We start from the raw sequence: 13,946 nt of genomic DNA, 5'->3' as shown, positions 1-13,946 counted from the left end.
GGACGCGGGGCGCCTGAGCGGCATATTAGCACCTGTTAAAATTCTGCGATCCCTGAAACGCGCGCTTAAAAAGCGCGCCGGCCGGCCCGCGTTTCCGGCCGCCACCAACGAAGCCTTCTACCAGCATGCTGCCAGCTCACAAACAGACCCTCGAAGCCCTGCTCGCGGATAGCGTCACGCAGGTCGCACACGCGCTGAAAGGCGCCGACGCAGCGTTCGTCGCCCCGGCCATCACGCTCGAGCGCCCGAAGGTCGCCGCGCACGGCGACGTCGCGTGCAACGTCGCGATGCAGCTCGCCAAGCCGCTCGGCACGAACCCGCGCCAGCTCGCCGAGCAGATCGTCGCCGCGCTCACGGCCCAGCCGGCCGCGCAAGGGCTCGTCGACGCGGCCGAAATCGCCGGCCCCGGCTTCATCAACCTGCGCCTGACGGCCGCCGCGAAGCAGGCGGTGATCGCCGCCGTGTTCGACCAGGGCCGCGCGTTCGGCACGTCCGATCGCGAAAAGGGCAAGCAGGTGCTGCTCGAATTCGTGTCGGCCAACCCGACCGGTCCGCTGCACGTCGGCCACGGCCGCCAGGCGGCGCTCGGCGACGTGCTCGCGAACGTGATCGCGAGCCAGGGCTACGCGGTGCACCGCGAGTTCTACTACAACGACGCCGGCGTGCAGATCGGCAACCTCGCGATCTCGACGCAGGCGCGCGCGCGCGGCCTGAAGCCGGGCGACGCGGGCTGGCCGGAAGCCGCGTACAACGGCGAATACATCGCCGACATCGCACGCGACTACCTGAACCGCGAGACGGTTGCCGCGAAGGACGGCGAGCCGGTCACCGGCGCGGGCGACATCGACGATCTCGACGCGATCCGCAAGTTCGCGGTCGCGTACCTGCGTCACGAGCAGGACATGGACCTGCAGGCGTTCGGCGTGAAATTCGACCAGTACTACCTCGAGTCGTCGCTGTACAGCGAAGGCCGGGTCGAGAAGACGGTCGACGCGCTGATCAAGGCCGGCATGACCTACGAGCAGGACGGCGCGCTGTGGCTGCGCACGACCGACGAGGGCGACGACAAGGATCGCGTGATGCGCAAGACGGACGGAACGTATACGTACTTCGTGCCGGACGTCGCGTACCACGTGACGAAATGGGAGCGCGGCTTCTCGAAGGTGATCAACATCCAGGGTTCGGACCACCACGGCACGATCGCGCGCGTGCGCGCGGGCCTGCAGGGCCTGCACATCGGCATCCCGAAGGGCTATCCCGACTACGTGCTGCACAAGATGGTCACCGTGATGCGCGACGGCCAGGAAGTGAAGCTGTCGAAGCGCGCGGGCAGCTACGTGACGGTGCGCGACCTGATCGAATGGTCGGGCGGCGCGACGCCGGGCCAGGAAGCGGCACCCGACCTGATCGACGAGGCGACCATCACGCGCGGCCGCGACGCGGTCCGCTTCTTCCTGATCTCCCGCAAGGCCGACACCGAATTCGTGTTCGACATCGACCTCGCGCTGAAACAGAACGACGAGAACCCGGTCTATTACGTCCAGTACGCGCATGCGCGGATCTGCTCGGTGCTCACCGAACTGAAGTCCCGCTACAACGTCGACGCGGCGCAGCTGCCGGGTGCCGACCTGTCGCAGCTCACGAGCCCGCAGGCCGTGTCGCTGATGCAGAAGCTCGCCGAGTATCCGGACATGCTCACGCACGCGGCGAACGAACTGGCGCCGCACGCGGTCGCGTTCTACCTGCGCGATCTCGCTGGTGAATTCCACTCGTTCTACAATGCGGAGCGCGTGCTGGTCGACGACGAAGCGCCGCGCAACGCGCGCGCCGCGCTGCTCGCCGCGACCCGGCAGGTGCTCGAGAACGGCCTGGCGGTGCTCGGCGTGTCCGCGCCCGCCAAGATGTAAGCGGCCCGGACCGGGCAGCGAATGGCTGCGGCAGGCGCGCCTGCGACGGGAGCACCCGCCGCCGGATGCCCGTCGCAGCCTTTTCACGATTCTTTTTGCAGGTGACTCAAGCAATGGCACAACCACGCCGAACTTCGAAGCAATCGAAACAAGCCGGAGGGACATTTCTTGGAATCGTGCTGGGCCTGATCGTCGGCCTCGCGATCGCGGTGGTGGTGGCGCTCTACATCACGCGGTCGCCGTCGCCGTTCGTGTCGAAGGTCGCGCCGCCGCCGGCCGACAACGCCGCGAGCCAGCCGCAGCAGTTCGACCCGAACCGCGCGCTGCAGGGCAAGACGCCCGGCCAGCCGGTGCCGCAGGCCGCGCAATCCGCGCCGCCCAACACCGCGCCGGGCCAGGCCGCGAACCAGACCCAGGGCGGCCTGCTGCCCGAACCGCAGATCGTCGAAGTGCCGCCGTCGGGCAACACGAACGGCTCCGGCAACGCCAGCGGCTCGAGCAACACCACCGCATCGAACAACGCGTCGTCGGGCAACGGCGTCGCCGTCGCGCCGAAGCCGGCCGACAACCCGCCGCCGCCGAAGAAGACGCAACAGGCGCAGCAACAGCAGCAGCAAGGCGGCGAGGACGACCTCGCGCGCTTCGCCGCGCAGAAGCAGGCGCAGCAGGCTGCCGCGCAGAAACAGCAGCAACAGCAACTGGCCGCGAACACGCCGAAGCCGGCGCCGTCCGCGACGTCCGCCGCGGCAGCGAAGCCGCCGACCGCAAGCGACGCGAACACCGGCTATTTCCTGCAGGTCGGCGCGTACAAGACGGAAGGCGACGCCGAGCAGCAGCGCGCGCGCCTGGGCTTCCAGGGCTTCGAGTCGAAGGTGTCGAAGCGCGATGTCAGCGGCGTGACCTATTTCCGCGTGCGCGTCGGCCCGTTCTCGAAATTCGAGGATATGAACTCGGCCCGCCAGCGCCTGTCCGATGCAGGTGTCGACACGGCCGTGATCCGATTCACGAAGCAGTAAGCAACCGGCCGCGCCCACGCAGAACCCGTTACGTTTCGTAACCCGAGCAACTGATTCGACGTCCACAACATGAAAAAACTGCTTAGCACGCTCCTTCTGTCCCTCGGCCTGGCCGCAGCCGGCTTCGCCCAGGCTTCGCCCGCGGCACCGGTGTCCGGCAAGGACTTCGAGGTGATGAAGTCGCCGCAGCCGGTGTCCGCGCCGGCCGGCAAGGTGGAAGTGATCGAGTTCTTCTGGTACGGCTGCCCGCACTGCTACGAATTCGAGCCGACCGTCGAGGCCTGGGTGAAGAAGCAGGGCAACAACATCGACTTCAAGCGCGTGCCGGTCGCCTTCCGCGACGATTTCCTCCCGCACTCGAAGCTGTTCTACGCGGTGTCGGCGCTCGGCATTTCGGAGAAGGTCACGCCGGCGATCTTCAACGCGATCCACAAGCAGAAGAACTACCTGCTGACGCCGCAGGCGCAGGCCGACTTCCTGGCGACGCAGGGCGTCGACAAGAAGCAGTTCATGGACGCGTACAACTCGTTCAGCGTGCAGGGCCAGGTGAAGCAGTCGGCCGAGTTGCTGAAGAACTACGCGATCGACGGCGTGCCGACGATCGTGGTCCAGGGCAAGTACAAGACGGGCCCGGCTTACACGAACAGCATCCCGGGTACCGCGCAGGTGCTCGACTACCTCGTGAAGCAGGTTCAGGACAAGAAGCTCTGATCCCCGCCCGCGCGCCGGCATGACTACTCCGCTGAAGGTCTTCATCACCGGCGCGTCGAGCGGCCTCGGCCTCGCGATGGCCGAGGAATACGCCCGCCAGGGCGCCACGCTCGCCCTCGTCGCGCGCCGCACCGATGCCCTCGATGCGTTCGCGCGACGCTTTCCCAAGCTGTCCGTCTCCGTCTATTCCGCCGACGTGCGCGACGCCGACGCGCTCGCGACGGCCGCCGCGTCGTTCATCGCCGCGCACGGCTGCCCCGACGTCGTGATCGCGAACGCGGGCATCAGCCAGGGCGCCGTCACGGGCCAGGGCGATCTCGCCACGTTCCGCAACGTGATGGACATCAACTACTACGGGATGGTCGCGACCTTCGAGCCGTTCGTCGGCCCGATGACGGCCGCGCGCCACGGCACGCTGGTCGGCGTCGCGAGCGTCGCCGGCGTGCGCGGCCTGCCCGGTTCCGGCGCGTACAGCGCGTCCAAATCGGCCGCGATCAAGTATCTCGAGGCGCTGCGCGTCGAACTGCGCCCGGCCGGTGTCGGCGTCGTGACGATCGCGCCCGGCTACATCCGCACGCCGATGACCGCGCACAACCCGTACCGGATGCCGTTCCTGATGGACGCCGACCGCTTCGCGGCCCGCGCCGCGCGCGCGATCGCGCGGCAGCACGCGTTCCGCGTGATTCCGTGGCAGATGGGCGTCGTCGCGAAGGTGCTGCACGTGCTGCCGCGCTGGCTGTACGACCGCCTGTTCGAGAAGGCACCGCGCAAGCCGAAGGCCGGCGCGCATTGAGTGCGGCGCCAACGTCGCACGCACCGCTCCTCCTTGCACACGACTCGCCGCAGCCGGCGCGGCGATCCTGGTGATTCGGTGATTCGGTGATTCGGTGATCCAGCCGATTCGCGTCGATCGGCACCGATCCTCGCCGATCCGCTTTGGCCTGCGCTCTCCCCGCCCCCAATCTCGGCCGCCGGTCGTTCGCCGTCGCCCCTGTCTCATCTCCCCGCCGCTGCGCCGCCCCAGCACGCATTCCGTCGCGAACGCAGCCGTTTCTCGCTCAATTCGCTGCGTTCAGGCGCCTTTTTTCACGCACCGCGCGCTTTGACGGTATGCTATCCGCCAGCCGCGCCGGCCCCGCCTGTTACCGGGCCACGCCCGCATTCCGATACCCAGCAAAAATCACAAGCAACGTGGGAGAACCTATGCACGTCAAGCTGTTCGCCGCGGCCGCCGTCGCCGCCGCCCTCGCCGCCCCCGGCCTCGCCGCCGCCAAGCCGCTCACCGTCTGCACGGAATCGAGCCCGGACGGCTTCGACGTCGTGCAGTACAACTCGCTCGTCACGACCAACGCATCGGCCGACGTGATCTTCAATACGCTCGTGTCGTACGACGAAGCCGCGAAGAAGGTCGTGCCCGCGCTCGCCGACAAATGGGAAGCGAGCGCCGACGGCCTCACGTACACGTTCCACCTGCGTCCGAACGTCGCGTTCCAGACCACCGACTACTTCAAGCCGGGCCGCCCGCTGAACGCGGACGACGTCGTGTTCACGTTCTCGCGGATGCTCGACGATGCGAACCCGTGGCACAAGGTGGCCGGCGCGAGCGGCTTCCCGCACGCGCAGTCGATGGGCCTCGTGAAACTCGTGAAGTCGGTCACGAAGGTCGACGACAACACGGTGAAGTTCGTGCTGAACGAGCCGAACGCGACGTTCGTGCCGATCCTGACGATGGGTTTCGCGTCGATCTACTCGGCCGAATACGCGGACCAGCTGCTGAAGGCCGGCAAGCAGGCCGACCTGAACGCGAAGCCGATCGGCACCGGCCCGTTCGTGCTGAAGAGCTACACGAAGGACGCGCTGATCCGCTACGACGTGAACCCGGCCTACTGGGGCGCGAAGCCGAAGGTCGACCGGCTGATCTACGCGATCACGCCCGACCCGTCGGTGCGCATGCAGAAGGTGAAGGCCGGCGAATGCCAGATCGCGCTGTCGCCGAAACCGCAGGACGTGCTCGCCGCGAAGGGCGAAGGCGCGCTGAAGGTCGTGCAGACGCCCGCGTTCATGACCGCGTTCGTCGCACTGAACACGCAGAAGAAGCCGCTCGACAACGACAAGGTGCGCGAGGCGCTGAACCTCGCGTTCGATCGCGCGACCTACCTGAAGGTGGTGTTCGACAACACGGCGACGGCCGCGAACAACCCGTATCCGCCGAACACGTGGAGCTACGCGAAGGACGTCGCGCCGTATGCGTACGATCCCGCGAAGGCGAAGCAGCTGCTCGCGTCGGCCGGTTTCCCGAACGGCTTCTCGACGACGATCTGGACGCGCCCGACCGGCAGCGTGCTGAACCCGAACCCGAAGGCCGGCGCGGAACTGCTGCAGGCCGACCTCGCGAAGATCGGCGTGAAGGCAGAGGTGAAGGTGATCGAGTGGGGCGAGCTGATCAAGCAGGCGAAGCTCGGCCAGCATGACATGCTGTTCATGGGCTGGGCCGGCGACAACGGCGATCCGGACAACTACCTGTCGCCGCTGTTCAGCTGCAACGCGGTGAAGTCGGGCATCAACTTCGCGCGCTTCTGCGACGCGCAGCTCGACAAGCTGATCGCCGACGGCAAGTCGACCGCCGACCAGGGCAAGCGCGCGAAGCTGTACGAATCCGCGCAGAAGATCATCCACGACGAGGCGCTGTGGATTCCGCTCGGCTACCCGACCGCGGCCGCGCTCACGCGCGCGAACGTGAGCGGCTATCACGTCAGCCCGTTCGGCCGGCAGAACTTCGCGGCAGTCGCCGTGCAGTAACCGCGCGTGGCGCGCAAGCGACGGCGCCCCGGCCCGCCGCTTGCGGCGCGCGCGCCGCGCTTGCTACACTGCGCGCTCATTCCTCATACCGGACGCCAGCCGAAGTGAACAACTAAGCCTTCCCAAAAATGTTTTCGCCGCCGTGCCTCGCACGCCGCGCGCGAAGGGTTTCACGCATTTTCGGAGGTGCTTATGGCTGCGGCCACGCCGACCGGCGCGCTCGTCGCGCTTCATCACGTTTCCTTCCGCTTCGACGACGGCGTCACGCTGTTCGATTCGCTCGACCTCTCCATCGACCGCACGCCGACGGGCATCGTCGGCCGCAACGGCGCCGGCAAGAGCCTGCTCGCGCAACTGATCGCCGGCCGGCGCACGCCGAGCGCGGGCGCGATCGACCGGCAGACGTCGGTCGCCTACGTCGCGCAGCAGCACGATGACGCAACGGCCGGCACGCAGACCGTCGCGGAAATCGCCGCGCTCGATGCGCCGCTCGCGGCCCTCGCGCGCCTCGCGGACGGCCGCGCGAGCGCACACGACTTCGACCTGATCGGCGATCGCTGGGACCTCGCCGAGCGGCTGCGCGCGGCGCTCGACGCGGCCGGCCTGCACGACGTGCGCGCCGACACGCCGGCGCACGCGCTGAGCGGCGGCCAGCTCGCGCGCGTCGCACTGATCGGCGCGTTGCTGTCGGAAGCCGGGCTGCTGGTGCTCGACGAACCGACCAATCATCTCGATGCGTCGGGCCGCGCGTGGCTGCGCATGGCACTCGACGGCTGGCGCGGCGGCGTCGTGATCGTCAGCCATGACCGCGCGCTGCTCGCGCACGTGCAGCGCATCGTCGAGCTGACGCCGCACGGCGTGCGTACTTACGGCGGCAACTACGCGCTGTATCGCGCGCAACGCGACGCGGAACAGGATGCTGCGCAGGCCGCGCTCGAGCATGCGCGCACCGAACGCGGGCGCGCCAGGCGCCGGCTCGAACAGGAACACGACACGATCCAGCGCCACGCCGCCGGCTCGCTGCGCGATGCGAAGACGGCCAACCTGTCGTCGGGCGCGAAGCAGCGGCGCAAGGGCGCCGCGCGCAACATCATGGGGCAGGTGCGCCGCGACCAGAGCGCGTTCAAGGCGACGCTCGACGAACGCGTGCAGGACGCAGCCGCGCGCGTCGAAGCCGACGCGCCGGTGCTCGTGTCGCTGCCGGGCACCGAGGTCAGCGCGCGCCGCCAGCTGTTCACGCTCGAGCGCGCGCAACCGCCGTGGCGCACCGCCGGGCGTGCGGACGCGATCACGTGGTCGGCCAGCGGCCCCGTGCGCATCGCGCTGACGGGCCCGAACGGCTGCGGAAAATCGACGCTGCTGCGCATGCTCGCCGGCGAACTCGCGCCGCGCTCGGGCACCTGCGCGACGCACGTGAGCGCCGCGTATCTCGACCAGCGGCTCGCGCTGCTCGATCCCGAGCGCTCGATCGTCGAGCAGTTGGAATTCCTCGATACGCCGCTCGCCGAAGGCGACCTGCGCAGCCGGCTCGCGCTGCTGCAGCTCGATGCCGCGCGCGCGACGCAGCCGGTGCAGCGCCTGAGCGGCGGCGAGCGGTTGAAAGCCGCGCTCGCGTGCGCATTGTGGCGCGGCACGCCCGCGCAGTTGCTGCTGCTCGACGAGCCGACCAATCACCTCGACCTCGAATCTGTGCGCGCGATCGAAGCCGCGCTGGCCGGCTTCCCCGGTGCGCTCGTGATCGCGTCGCACGACGCCGCGTTTCTCGCGGCGCTCGAGCCGACGCACACGATGCAATGGCAGCGCGACGGGTGGCGTTACGAACCCGTCGCGTGATTGACGCTCACGGCCGTTCGTCGTTTCGCGTGATGTCCGATTCGACGAACCGCTGCCTGACGAGCCGCTCCGATTCGAGCAAGCCTTTGCCGGTCGGGACGACGGATTTCGCGTTGTTGGAGCGGCAACGGACCGGCTTGAACGCTGAAATCGAGGGAACGTCGGGCCGGCAGCGCTCAGGCCCGCGCGAAGCGAATCACGCCATCGTCGCCCTGCTCGCGCACGAGTTCGCCCGCGAGCCACAGCAGGTTCAGGTGCGCGAGCGCCTCGCCGAGCGCGAACGTCATCTGGTGGATGTCGAGTTCGCGGCGGCGGAACATGATCGGCACGATGTCGGCGGCGCTCGCCGGCTTCTCCGCGCAGGCGACGCGCACTTCGTCGAGCCGCGCGTCGTGGTGCGCGCGCAGTTGCGCGATGCGGGTGCGCACGCCGCGGAACGGCTTGCCGTGCGACGGCAGCACGAGCGTGTCGGGCGCCATCGTCTCGTAGCGGCCGAGCGATTCGAGGTACAGCGCGAGCGGGTTCGCTTCCGGTTCGAGATCGAACACGGACACGTTGGTCGAGATGCGCGGCAGCACCATGTCGCCGGAGATCAGCACGCCGTCCGCTTCGCTGTAGAGCGCGCAATGTTCAGGCGAATGGCCGTAGCCGGTGACGACGCGCCACGTGCGCGCGCCGATCGTCACCGGGTCGCCTTCGCGCAGGCGCCGGTAGCGCGGCGGCACGGCCGGCACGAGGTCCGAGTAATAGCTGCGACGGTTGCGCAGCTTGTCGAGCGCGGCCGGATCGGTCAGCCCGTGACGCGCGAAGTGATCGGCGGCGGCCGCGCCGCCGGCGTTCGAGCCGTTGCCGGCCGCCATCAGGCAGCCGAACATGTATTCGCCGAGCGTCATCCACAGCCGCACGTTCCAGCGGCGCCGGTCGCCGCCTTCGCAGATCCAGTTCGCGAGGCCGAAGTGATCGGGATGGCAATGCGTGACGAGCACGCGCAGCACCGGCAGCCCGTCGAGATGCGTGTCGAAGATCTGTTCCCAGTGCGTGCGGATCGCATCCGACGAGATACCGCAGTCGACGATCGTCCAGCCGGCCTGTCCGTCGATCTCGTCGCGCAGCAGCCAGAGATTGATGTGATCGAGCGAAAACGGCAGCGGCATGCGCAGCCAGCGCACGCCGGGCGCGACCTCGAACGTGTCGCCCGCGGCGGGCAGCGTGTCGGCGAAGGGATAGTCGAGTTGGTGTTCCAGTGCGTTCATCGGTGGGGTGTCTCGTCGTTATCGGTGCGAATGCGAATGCGGGCGCGGGTGCGAATGCAAGTGCAGGTGCGCGCGGCATGCCGCGGCAGGCATCGCGTCGATTCTATCGCCGTCGCGCGAAACGCGTGCCGGCGCGCGCCGGACGGCCAAAAAAAGTTCGTGTCAGAATCCGTTCCGTACCCGTATCTTTACGCGAAGATGCATCGAACGGCGTGCAACGGCGAGCAACCTGCCCATTGACGGCGCTTGGGCGCCGGACCCCGAAAGTCATTGAAACGCCGACTTGGGCGCTAAAATGGCGAGTGCTTACAGCCCCTCTTCAACGAGCCTGCACGCGATGAATCACTTCCCCAAACTGCTGTCGTCGCAAATCGGCTTCGACGTCGCGCAGACGATGCTCGAATACTTCGACCGCCACTACCGGATCTTCCGGGAAGCCGCCGTCGAGGCGAAGACGCTATTCGAGCGCGCCGACTGGCACGGCCTGCAGCGGCTCGCGCGCGAGCGGATCACGTCGTACGACGATCGCGTGCAGGAATGCGTCGAGGTGCTGGAGGACGAATACGACGCGGAGAACATCGACGACGAGGTGTGGCAGCAGATCAAGCTGCACTACATCGGCCTGCTCACGTCGCACCGCCAGCCGGAGTGCGCGGAAACGTTCTTCAATTCGGTGTGCTGCAAGATCCTGCACCGCTCCTATTTCAACAACGATTTCATCTTCGTGCGGCCCGCGATCTCGACCGAATACCTCGAGAACGACGAGCCGGCCGCAAAGCCGACCTATCGCGCGTACTACCCGGGCACCGACGGGCTCGCGGCCACGCTCGAGCGCATCGTCACGAACTTCCAGCTCGAGCCGCCGTTCGAGGATCTCACGCGCGACATCGGCTGCGTGATGCAGGCGATCAGCGACGAATTCGGCCAGTTCGACGCCGCGCCGAATTTCCAGATCCACGTGCTGTCGTCGCTGTTCTTCCGCAACAAGAGCGCGTACATCGTCGGCCGCATCATCAACGCCGATCGCGTGCTGCCGTTCGCGGTGCCGATCCGCCACGTGCGCCCGGGCCTGCTCGCGCTCGACACCGTGCTGCTGCGCCGCGACCTGCTGCAGATCATCTTCAGCTTCTCGCACTCGTATTTCCTCGTCGACATGGGCGTGCCGTCCGCGTACGTGGATTTTCTCTGCACGATCATGCCGGGCAAGCCGAAAGCCGAGATCTACACGTCGGTCGGCCTGCAGAAGCAGGGCAAGAACCTGTTCTACCGCGACCTGCTGCACCACCTGTCGCATTCGAGCGACCGCTTCATCATCGCGCCCGGGATCAAGGGCCTCGTGATGCTCGTGTTCACGCTGCCGTCGTTCCCGTACGTGTTCAAGATCATCAAGGATCAGTTCCCGCCGCCGAAGGAAACGACGCGCGCGCAGATCATGGAGAAGTACCAGCTCGTGAAGCGCCACGACCGTCTCGGGCGAATGGCCGATACGCTCGAGTATTCGAGCGTCGCGCTGCCACTGTCGCGGCTCGACCATGCGCTCGTGCGCGAGCTGGAGAAGGAAGTGCCGTCGCTGCTCGAATACGAGGACGGCAACCTCGTGATCAAGCACCTGTACATCGAGCGCCGCATGACGCCGCTCAACCTGTACCTGCAGAACGGCACCGACGCGGACGTCGAGCACGGCGTGAAGGAGTACGGCAACGCGGTGAAGGAGTTGATGAAGGCCAACATCTTCCCGGGCGACATGCTTTACAAGAACTTCGGCGTCACGCGCCACGGCCGCGTCGTGTTCTACGACTACGACGAAATCGAATACCTGACCGACTGCAACGTGCGGCGCGTGCCGCCGCCGCGCAACGAGGAAGACGAACTGTCCGGCGAACCGTGGTATACCGTCGGCCCGCACGACATCTTTCCGGAAACCTATGGACCGTTCCTGCTCGGCGACCCGCGCGTGCGAACGGTCTTCATGAAGCATCACGCGGACTTTTTCGAACCCGAGCTGTGGCAGGCCAGCAAGGACAAGCTGCTGCAGGGCGAGTTGCCCGATTTTTACCCGTACGACGTGTCGCTGCGCTTCAGCGTGCGCTACCCCGCGCGCTTCGACGCGACGCCGGACGCCGGTGACGCCGGCGGCGTCGCAAGCGACGCGCAGCGCGCCGCCTGACGCACCATCCGATCGAACCTAGACCGTTATCGACCTGATTTCCGCCAACGGAATCCACACCGATGAATATCCAAGACAATCCGCTTTCACACCTGTTCGACAACAACGACGCCTGGGTCAAGCGCCAGCTCGCCGACGATCCCGATTTCTTCGCGCGTCTCGCCGACCAGCAGGCGCCGGAATATCTGTGGATCGGCTGCTCGGATTCGCGCGTGCCCGCGAACCAGATCATCGGCCTGCCGCCGGGCGAAGTGTTCGTGCACCGTAACATCGCGAACGTCGTCGTGCACAGCGACCTGAACTGCCTGTCGGTGATCCAGTTCGCGGTCGACATCCTGCGCGTGAAGCACATCATGGTCGTCGGCCACTACGGCTGCTCGGGCGTGAACGCGGCGCTGCACAACCGCCGCGTTGGCCTCGCTGACAACTGGCTGCATCACGTGCAGGACGTGCGCGAACGCCACGCCGCGCTGCTCGACGAATGGCCGGTCGGCGAAGCGCGCTATCGCCGCCTGATCGAGCTGAACTCGATCGAGCAGGTCGTCAACGTGTGCCGCACGACGATCGTCAACGACGCGTGGGCGCGCGGCCAGTCGCTCACCGTGCACGGGCTCGTGTACGGCGTGCACGACGGGCGGATGCGCAACCTCGGGATGGCCGTGTCGAGCTTCGACGCGCTGGATGCAACCTACAAGCGCTGCGTCGCGGCGCTGACCGCGCGCGGCCAGCACGCGCCCGACAACGACATGGTCGCGGCGGACGCCGCGCGGCTCGACGACGTCGCGCAGGCCGTCGCCGACACGCTGAAGCCGTGCAACGACGCGAAGTAACCGACGCGCGCGGCCACGCGGGCGCGGCACGCCAGCGCCCCGCCGCGCGCCATCCGGCTGAAGGCGCATCATGATGGCGGGGCCGCGCCCCCTGCATTCCGTCGCCCGACGGGTGCGCCGTGCGCACACGCCAGCCGGCGCAACGGCGGTCATGCGGGCGCGACGGCCGTCGAACTGATCTGACACCGGCACTGCCACGACGGCGGTGCAATGCAAAGGAGCGGCGAACATGAAAACCGTACTGATCGTCGGCGCATCGCGCGGCCTCGGACGCGAATTCGTCCGGCAATACCGGCGCGACGGCTGGAACGTGATCGCGACCGCGCGCGACGACGCATCGCTCGCCGCACTGCGCGAACGCGGCGCGCACGCGCACGCGCTCGACATCGCGCAGCCCGAACAGATCGCGGCGCTCGGCTGGAAGCTCGACGGCGAACGGCTCCACGCGGCGGTGCTCGTGTCAGGCGTGTACGGGCCGCGCACCGAAGGGGTCGAAACGATCGGCGCCGAGGATTTCGACACGGTGATGCATACGAACGTGCGCGGGCCGATGCAACTGCTGCCGATCCTGCTGCCGCTCGTCGAGGACGCACGCGGCGTGCTGGCGGTGGTTTCGAGCCGGATGGGCAGCATCGCCGAGGCGACCGGCACGACCGGCTGGCTGTACCGCGCGAGCAAGGCCGCGCTGAACGACGTGCTGCGCATCGCATCGCTGCAGACGCGCCACGCTGCCTGCATTTCGCTCCATCCCGGCTGGGTGCGCACCGACATGGGCGGCGCGCAGGCCGCGATCGATCCGGAGACCAGCGTGACCGGCATGCGCCGCGTGATCGCGGAAGCCGGCGCGGACGTGTCGCAGGCCAACGGCCGTTTCTTCCAGTACGACGGCGTCGAGCTCAGCTGGTGAGCCGGCATGACAACCGGGCGTCGTTAATTCACAATTCGCATGATTTTGAACCGACCTGACGCGTGCCCGTGCGGCGGCGCGTCCCCTGTCGCTGCCGGCAAAGCCCCGGCGCCACGCTATGCGGCCTGCTGCGGCCGCTTCATCGACGGCGGCGAAGCCGCGCCGACCGCGCTCGAATTGATGCGCTCGCGGTACAGCGCGTACGTGCTCGGCGCGACCGACTACCTGCGCGCGACCTGGGACGCGCGCACCTGCCCGGCCGATCTCGATGCGGACCCGAATGCGCCCGACGCGCCGCGCTGGCTCGGCCTCGCCGTCAAACGCCATGCCCAGCTCGACGAACAGCACGCGGAGGTCGAATTCGTGGCCCGCTACAAGGTCGGCGGGCGTGCGTACCGGCTCCACGAGACGAGTCGCTTCACGCGCGACGAGCACGGTTTCTGGCGCTATGTCGACGGCGAAGTAAGTGAACGCTGACAAATAGTTGCCATGTCAGACGCCGGGTAATTCCCGCATTGCACAA

General features: G+C 67.7%; 11 protein-coding genes. 10 read left to right on the top strand and 1 reads right to left on the bottom strand.

Going from position 1 to position 13,946, the window contains the following annotated elements; translation table 11 throughout:
• The first annotated feature begins 125 nt into the window (after nucleotides 1–125).
• The 6 genes from argS to NQV17_RS19480 all read left to right on the top strand — a co-directional run bounded on the left by argS (nucleotide 126) and on the right by NQV17_RS19480 (nucleotide 8,266).
• Nucleotides 126–1,907, top strand: a complete 1,782-nt coding sequence (gene argS / locus NQV17_RS19505) for an arginine--tRNA ligase (RefSeq protein WP_257773520.1) — start codon at nucleotides 126–128, stop codon at nucleotides 1,905–1,907.
• Between the two features lie 113 nt (nucleotides 1,908–2,020).
• The gene (locus NQV17_RS19500; protein ID WP_257773519.1) at nucleotides 2,021–2,923 is read left to right on the top strand and encodes an SPOR domain-containing protein; all 903 of its coding nucleotides are present in this window, start codon (nucleotides 2,021–2,023) and stop codon (nucleotides 2,921–2,923) included.
• A 69-nt stretch (nucleotides 2,924–2,992) separates the two neighbouring features.
• Nucleotides 2,993–3,634 (top strand): thiol:disulfide interchange protein DsbA/DsbL, encoded by a 642-nt coding sequence (locus tag NQV17_RS19495; protein WP_044846188.1) that lies wholly within the window; start codon nucleotides 2,993–2,995, stop codon nucleotides 3,632–3,634.
• 19 nt (nucleotides 3,635–3,653) lie between these two features.
• The gene (locus NQV17_RS19490) at nucleotides 3,654–4,427 is read left to right on the top strand and encodes an SDR family oxidoreductase (RefSeq protein WP_044846187.1); all 774 of its coding nucleotides are present in this window, start codon (nucleotides 3,654–3,656) and stop codon (nucleotides 4,425–4,427) included.
• A gap of 410 nt (nucleotides 4,428–4,837) precedes the next feature.
• Nucleotides 4,838–6,433 carry an ABC transporter substrate-binding protein gene (locus NQV17_RS19485; RefSeq protein ID WP_124571790.1) on the top strand — a complete coding sequence of 532 codons (1,596 nt, stop codon included), beginning with the start codon at nucleotides 4,838–4,840 and terminating at the stop codon, nucleotides 6,431–6,433.
• A 192-nt stretch (nucleotides 6,434–6,625) separates the two neighbouring features.
• Entirely contained in the window at nucleotides 6,626–8,266 is a 1,641-nt protein-coding gene (locus tag NQV17_RS19480) for an ABC-F family ATP-binding cassette domain-containing protein (RefSeq protein ID WP_257773518.1), read from the top strand.
• 176 nt (nucleotides 8,267–8,442) lie between these two features.
• On the opposite strand, the gene NQV17_RS19475 is transcribed toward NQV17_RS19480, so the two are convergent.
• The gene (locus tag NQV17_RS19475; protein WP_044846184.1) at nucleotides 8,443–9,519 is read right to left on the bottom strand and encodes an MBL fold metallo-hydrolase; all 1,077 of its coding nucleotides are present in this window, start codon (nucleotides 9,517–9,519) and stop codon (nucleotides 8,443–8,445) included.
• Nucleotides 9,520–9,856: 337 nt separating this feature from the next.
• Between NQV17_RS19475 and aceK the strand changes: the two genes are divergently transcribed.
• The 4 genes from aceK (at nucleotide 9,857) to NQV17_RS19455 (ending at nucleotide 13,900) form a co-directional block, all read left to right on the top strand.
• Nucleotides 9,857–11,686 (top strand): bifunctional isocitrate dehydrogenase kinase/phosphatase, encoded by a 1,830-nt coding sequence (gene aceK, locus NQV17_RS19470; RefSeq protein ID WP_257773517.1) that lies wholly within the window; start codon nucleotides 9,857–9,859, stop codon nucleotides 11,684–11,686.
• A gap of 62 nt (nucleotides 11,687–11,748) precedes the next feature.
• Entirely contained in the window at nucleotides 11,749–12,516 is a 768-nt protein-coding gene (can, locus tag NQV17_RS19465; protein WP_257773516.1) for a carbonate dehydratase, read from the top strand.
• Nucleotides 12,517–12,745: 229 nt separating this feature from the next.
• Entirely contained in the window at nucleotides 12,746–13,423 is a 678-nt protein-coding gene (locus tag NQV17_RS19460; protein WP_257773515.1) for an SDR family oxidoreductase, read from the top strand.
• A gap of 39 nt (nucleotides 13,424–13,462) precedes the next feature.
• Complete coding sequence (locus NQV17_RS19455) at nucleotides 13,463–13,900, top strand: YchJ family protein (protein WP_257773514.1); 438 nt, start codon at nucleotides 13,463–13,465, stop codon at nucleotides 13,898–13,900.
• Nucleotides 13,901–13,946: the final 46 nt, after the last annotated feature.

This window comes from Burkholderia sp. SCN-KJ, assembly GCF_024656005.1.
Lineage (GTDB): Bacteria > Pseudomonadota > Gammaproteobacteria > Burkholderiales > Burkholderiaceae > Burkholderia.
Note: the sequence above shows the minus strand (reverse complement) of the source record. Positions and strands in the feature narration are given on the sequence as shown.

Excerpts from the sequence above, each read along its gene's own strand:
- argS (WP_257773520.1), top strand. The coding sequence starts at position 126 with ATGCTGCCAGCTCACAAACAGACCCTCGAAGCCCTGCTCGCGGATAGC.
- NQV17_RS19500 (WP_257773519.1), top strand. The coding sequence starts at position 2,021 with ATGGCACAACCACGCCGAACTTCGAAGCAATCGAAACAAGCCGGAGGG.
- NQV17_RS19495 (WP_044846188.1), top strand. The coding sequence starts at position 2,993 with ATGAAAAAACTGCTTAGCACGCTCCTTCTGTCCCTCGGCCTGGCCGCA.
- NQV17_RS19490 (WP_044846187.1), top strand. The coding sequence starts at position 3,654 with ATGACTACTCCGCTGAAGGTCTTCATCACCGGCGCGTCGAGCGGCCTC.
- NQV17_RS19485 (WP_124571790.1), top strand. The coding sequence starts at position 4,838 with ATGCACGTCAAGCTGTTCGCCGCGGCCGCCGTCGCCGCCGCCCTCGCC.
- NQV17_RS19480 (WP_257773518.1), top strand. The coding sequence starts at position 6,626 with ATGGCTGCGGCCACGCCGACCGGCGCGCTCGTCGCGCTTCATCACGTT.
- NQV17_RS19475 (WP_044846184.1), bottom strand. The coding sequence starts at position 9,519 with ATGAACGCACTGGAACACCAACTCGACTATCCCTTCGCCGACACGCTG.
- aceK (WP_257773517.1), top strand. The coding sequence starts at position 9,857 with ATGAATCACTTCCCCAAACTGCTGTCGTCGCAAATCGGCTTCGACGTC.
- can (WP_257773516.1), top strand. The coding sequence starts at position 11,749 with ATGAATATCCAAGACAATCCGCTTTCACACCTGTTCGACAACAACGAC.
- NQV17_RS19460 (WP_257773515.1), top strand. The coding sequence starts at position 12,746 with ATGAAAACCGTACTGATCGTCGGCGCATCGCGCGGCCTCGGACGCGAA.
- NQV17_RS19455 (WP_257773514.1), top strand. The coding sequence starts at position 13,463 with ATGATTTTGAACCGACCTGACGCGTGCCCGTGCGGCGGCGCGTCCCCT.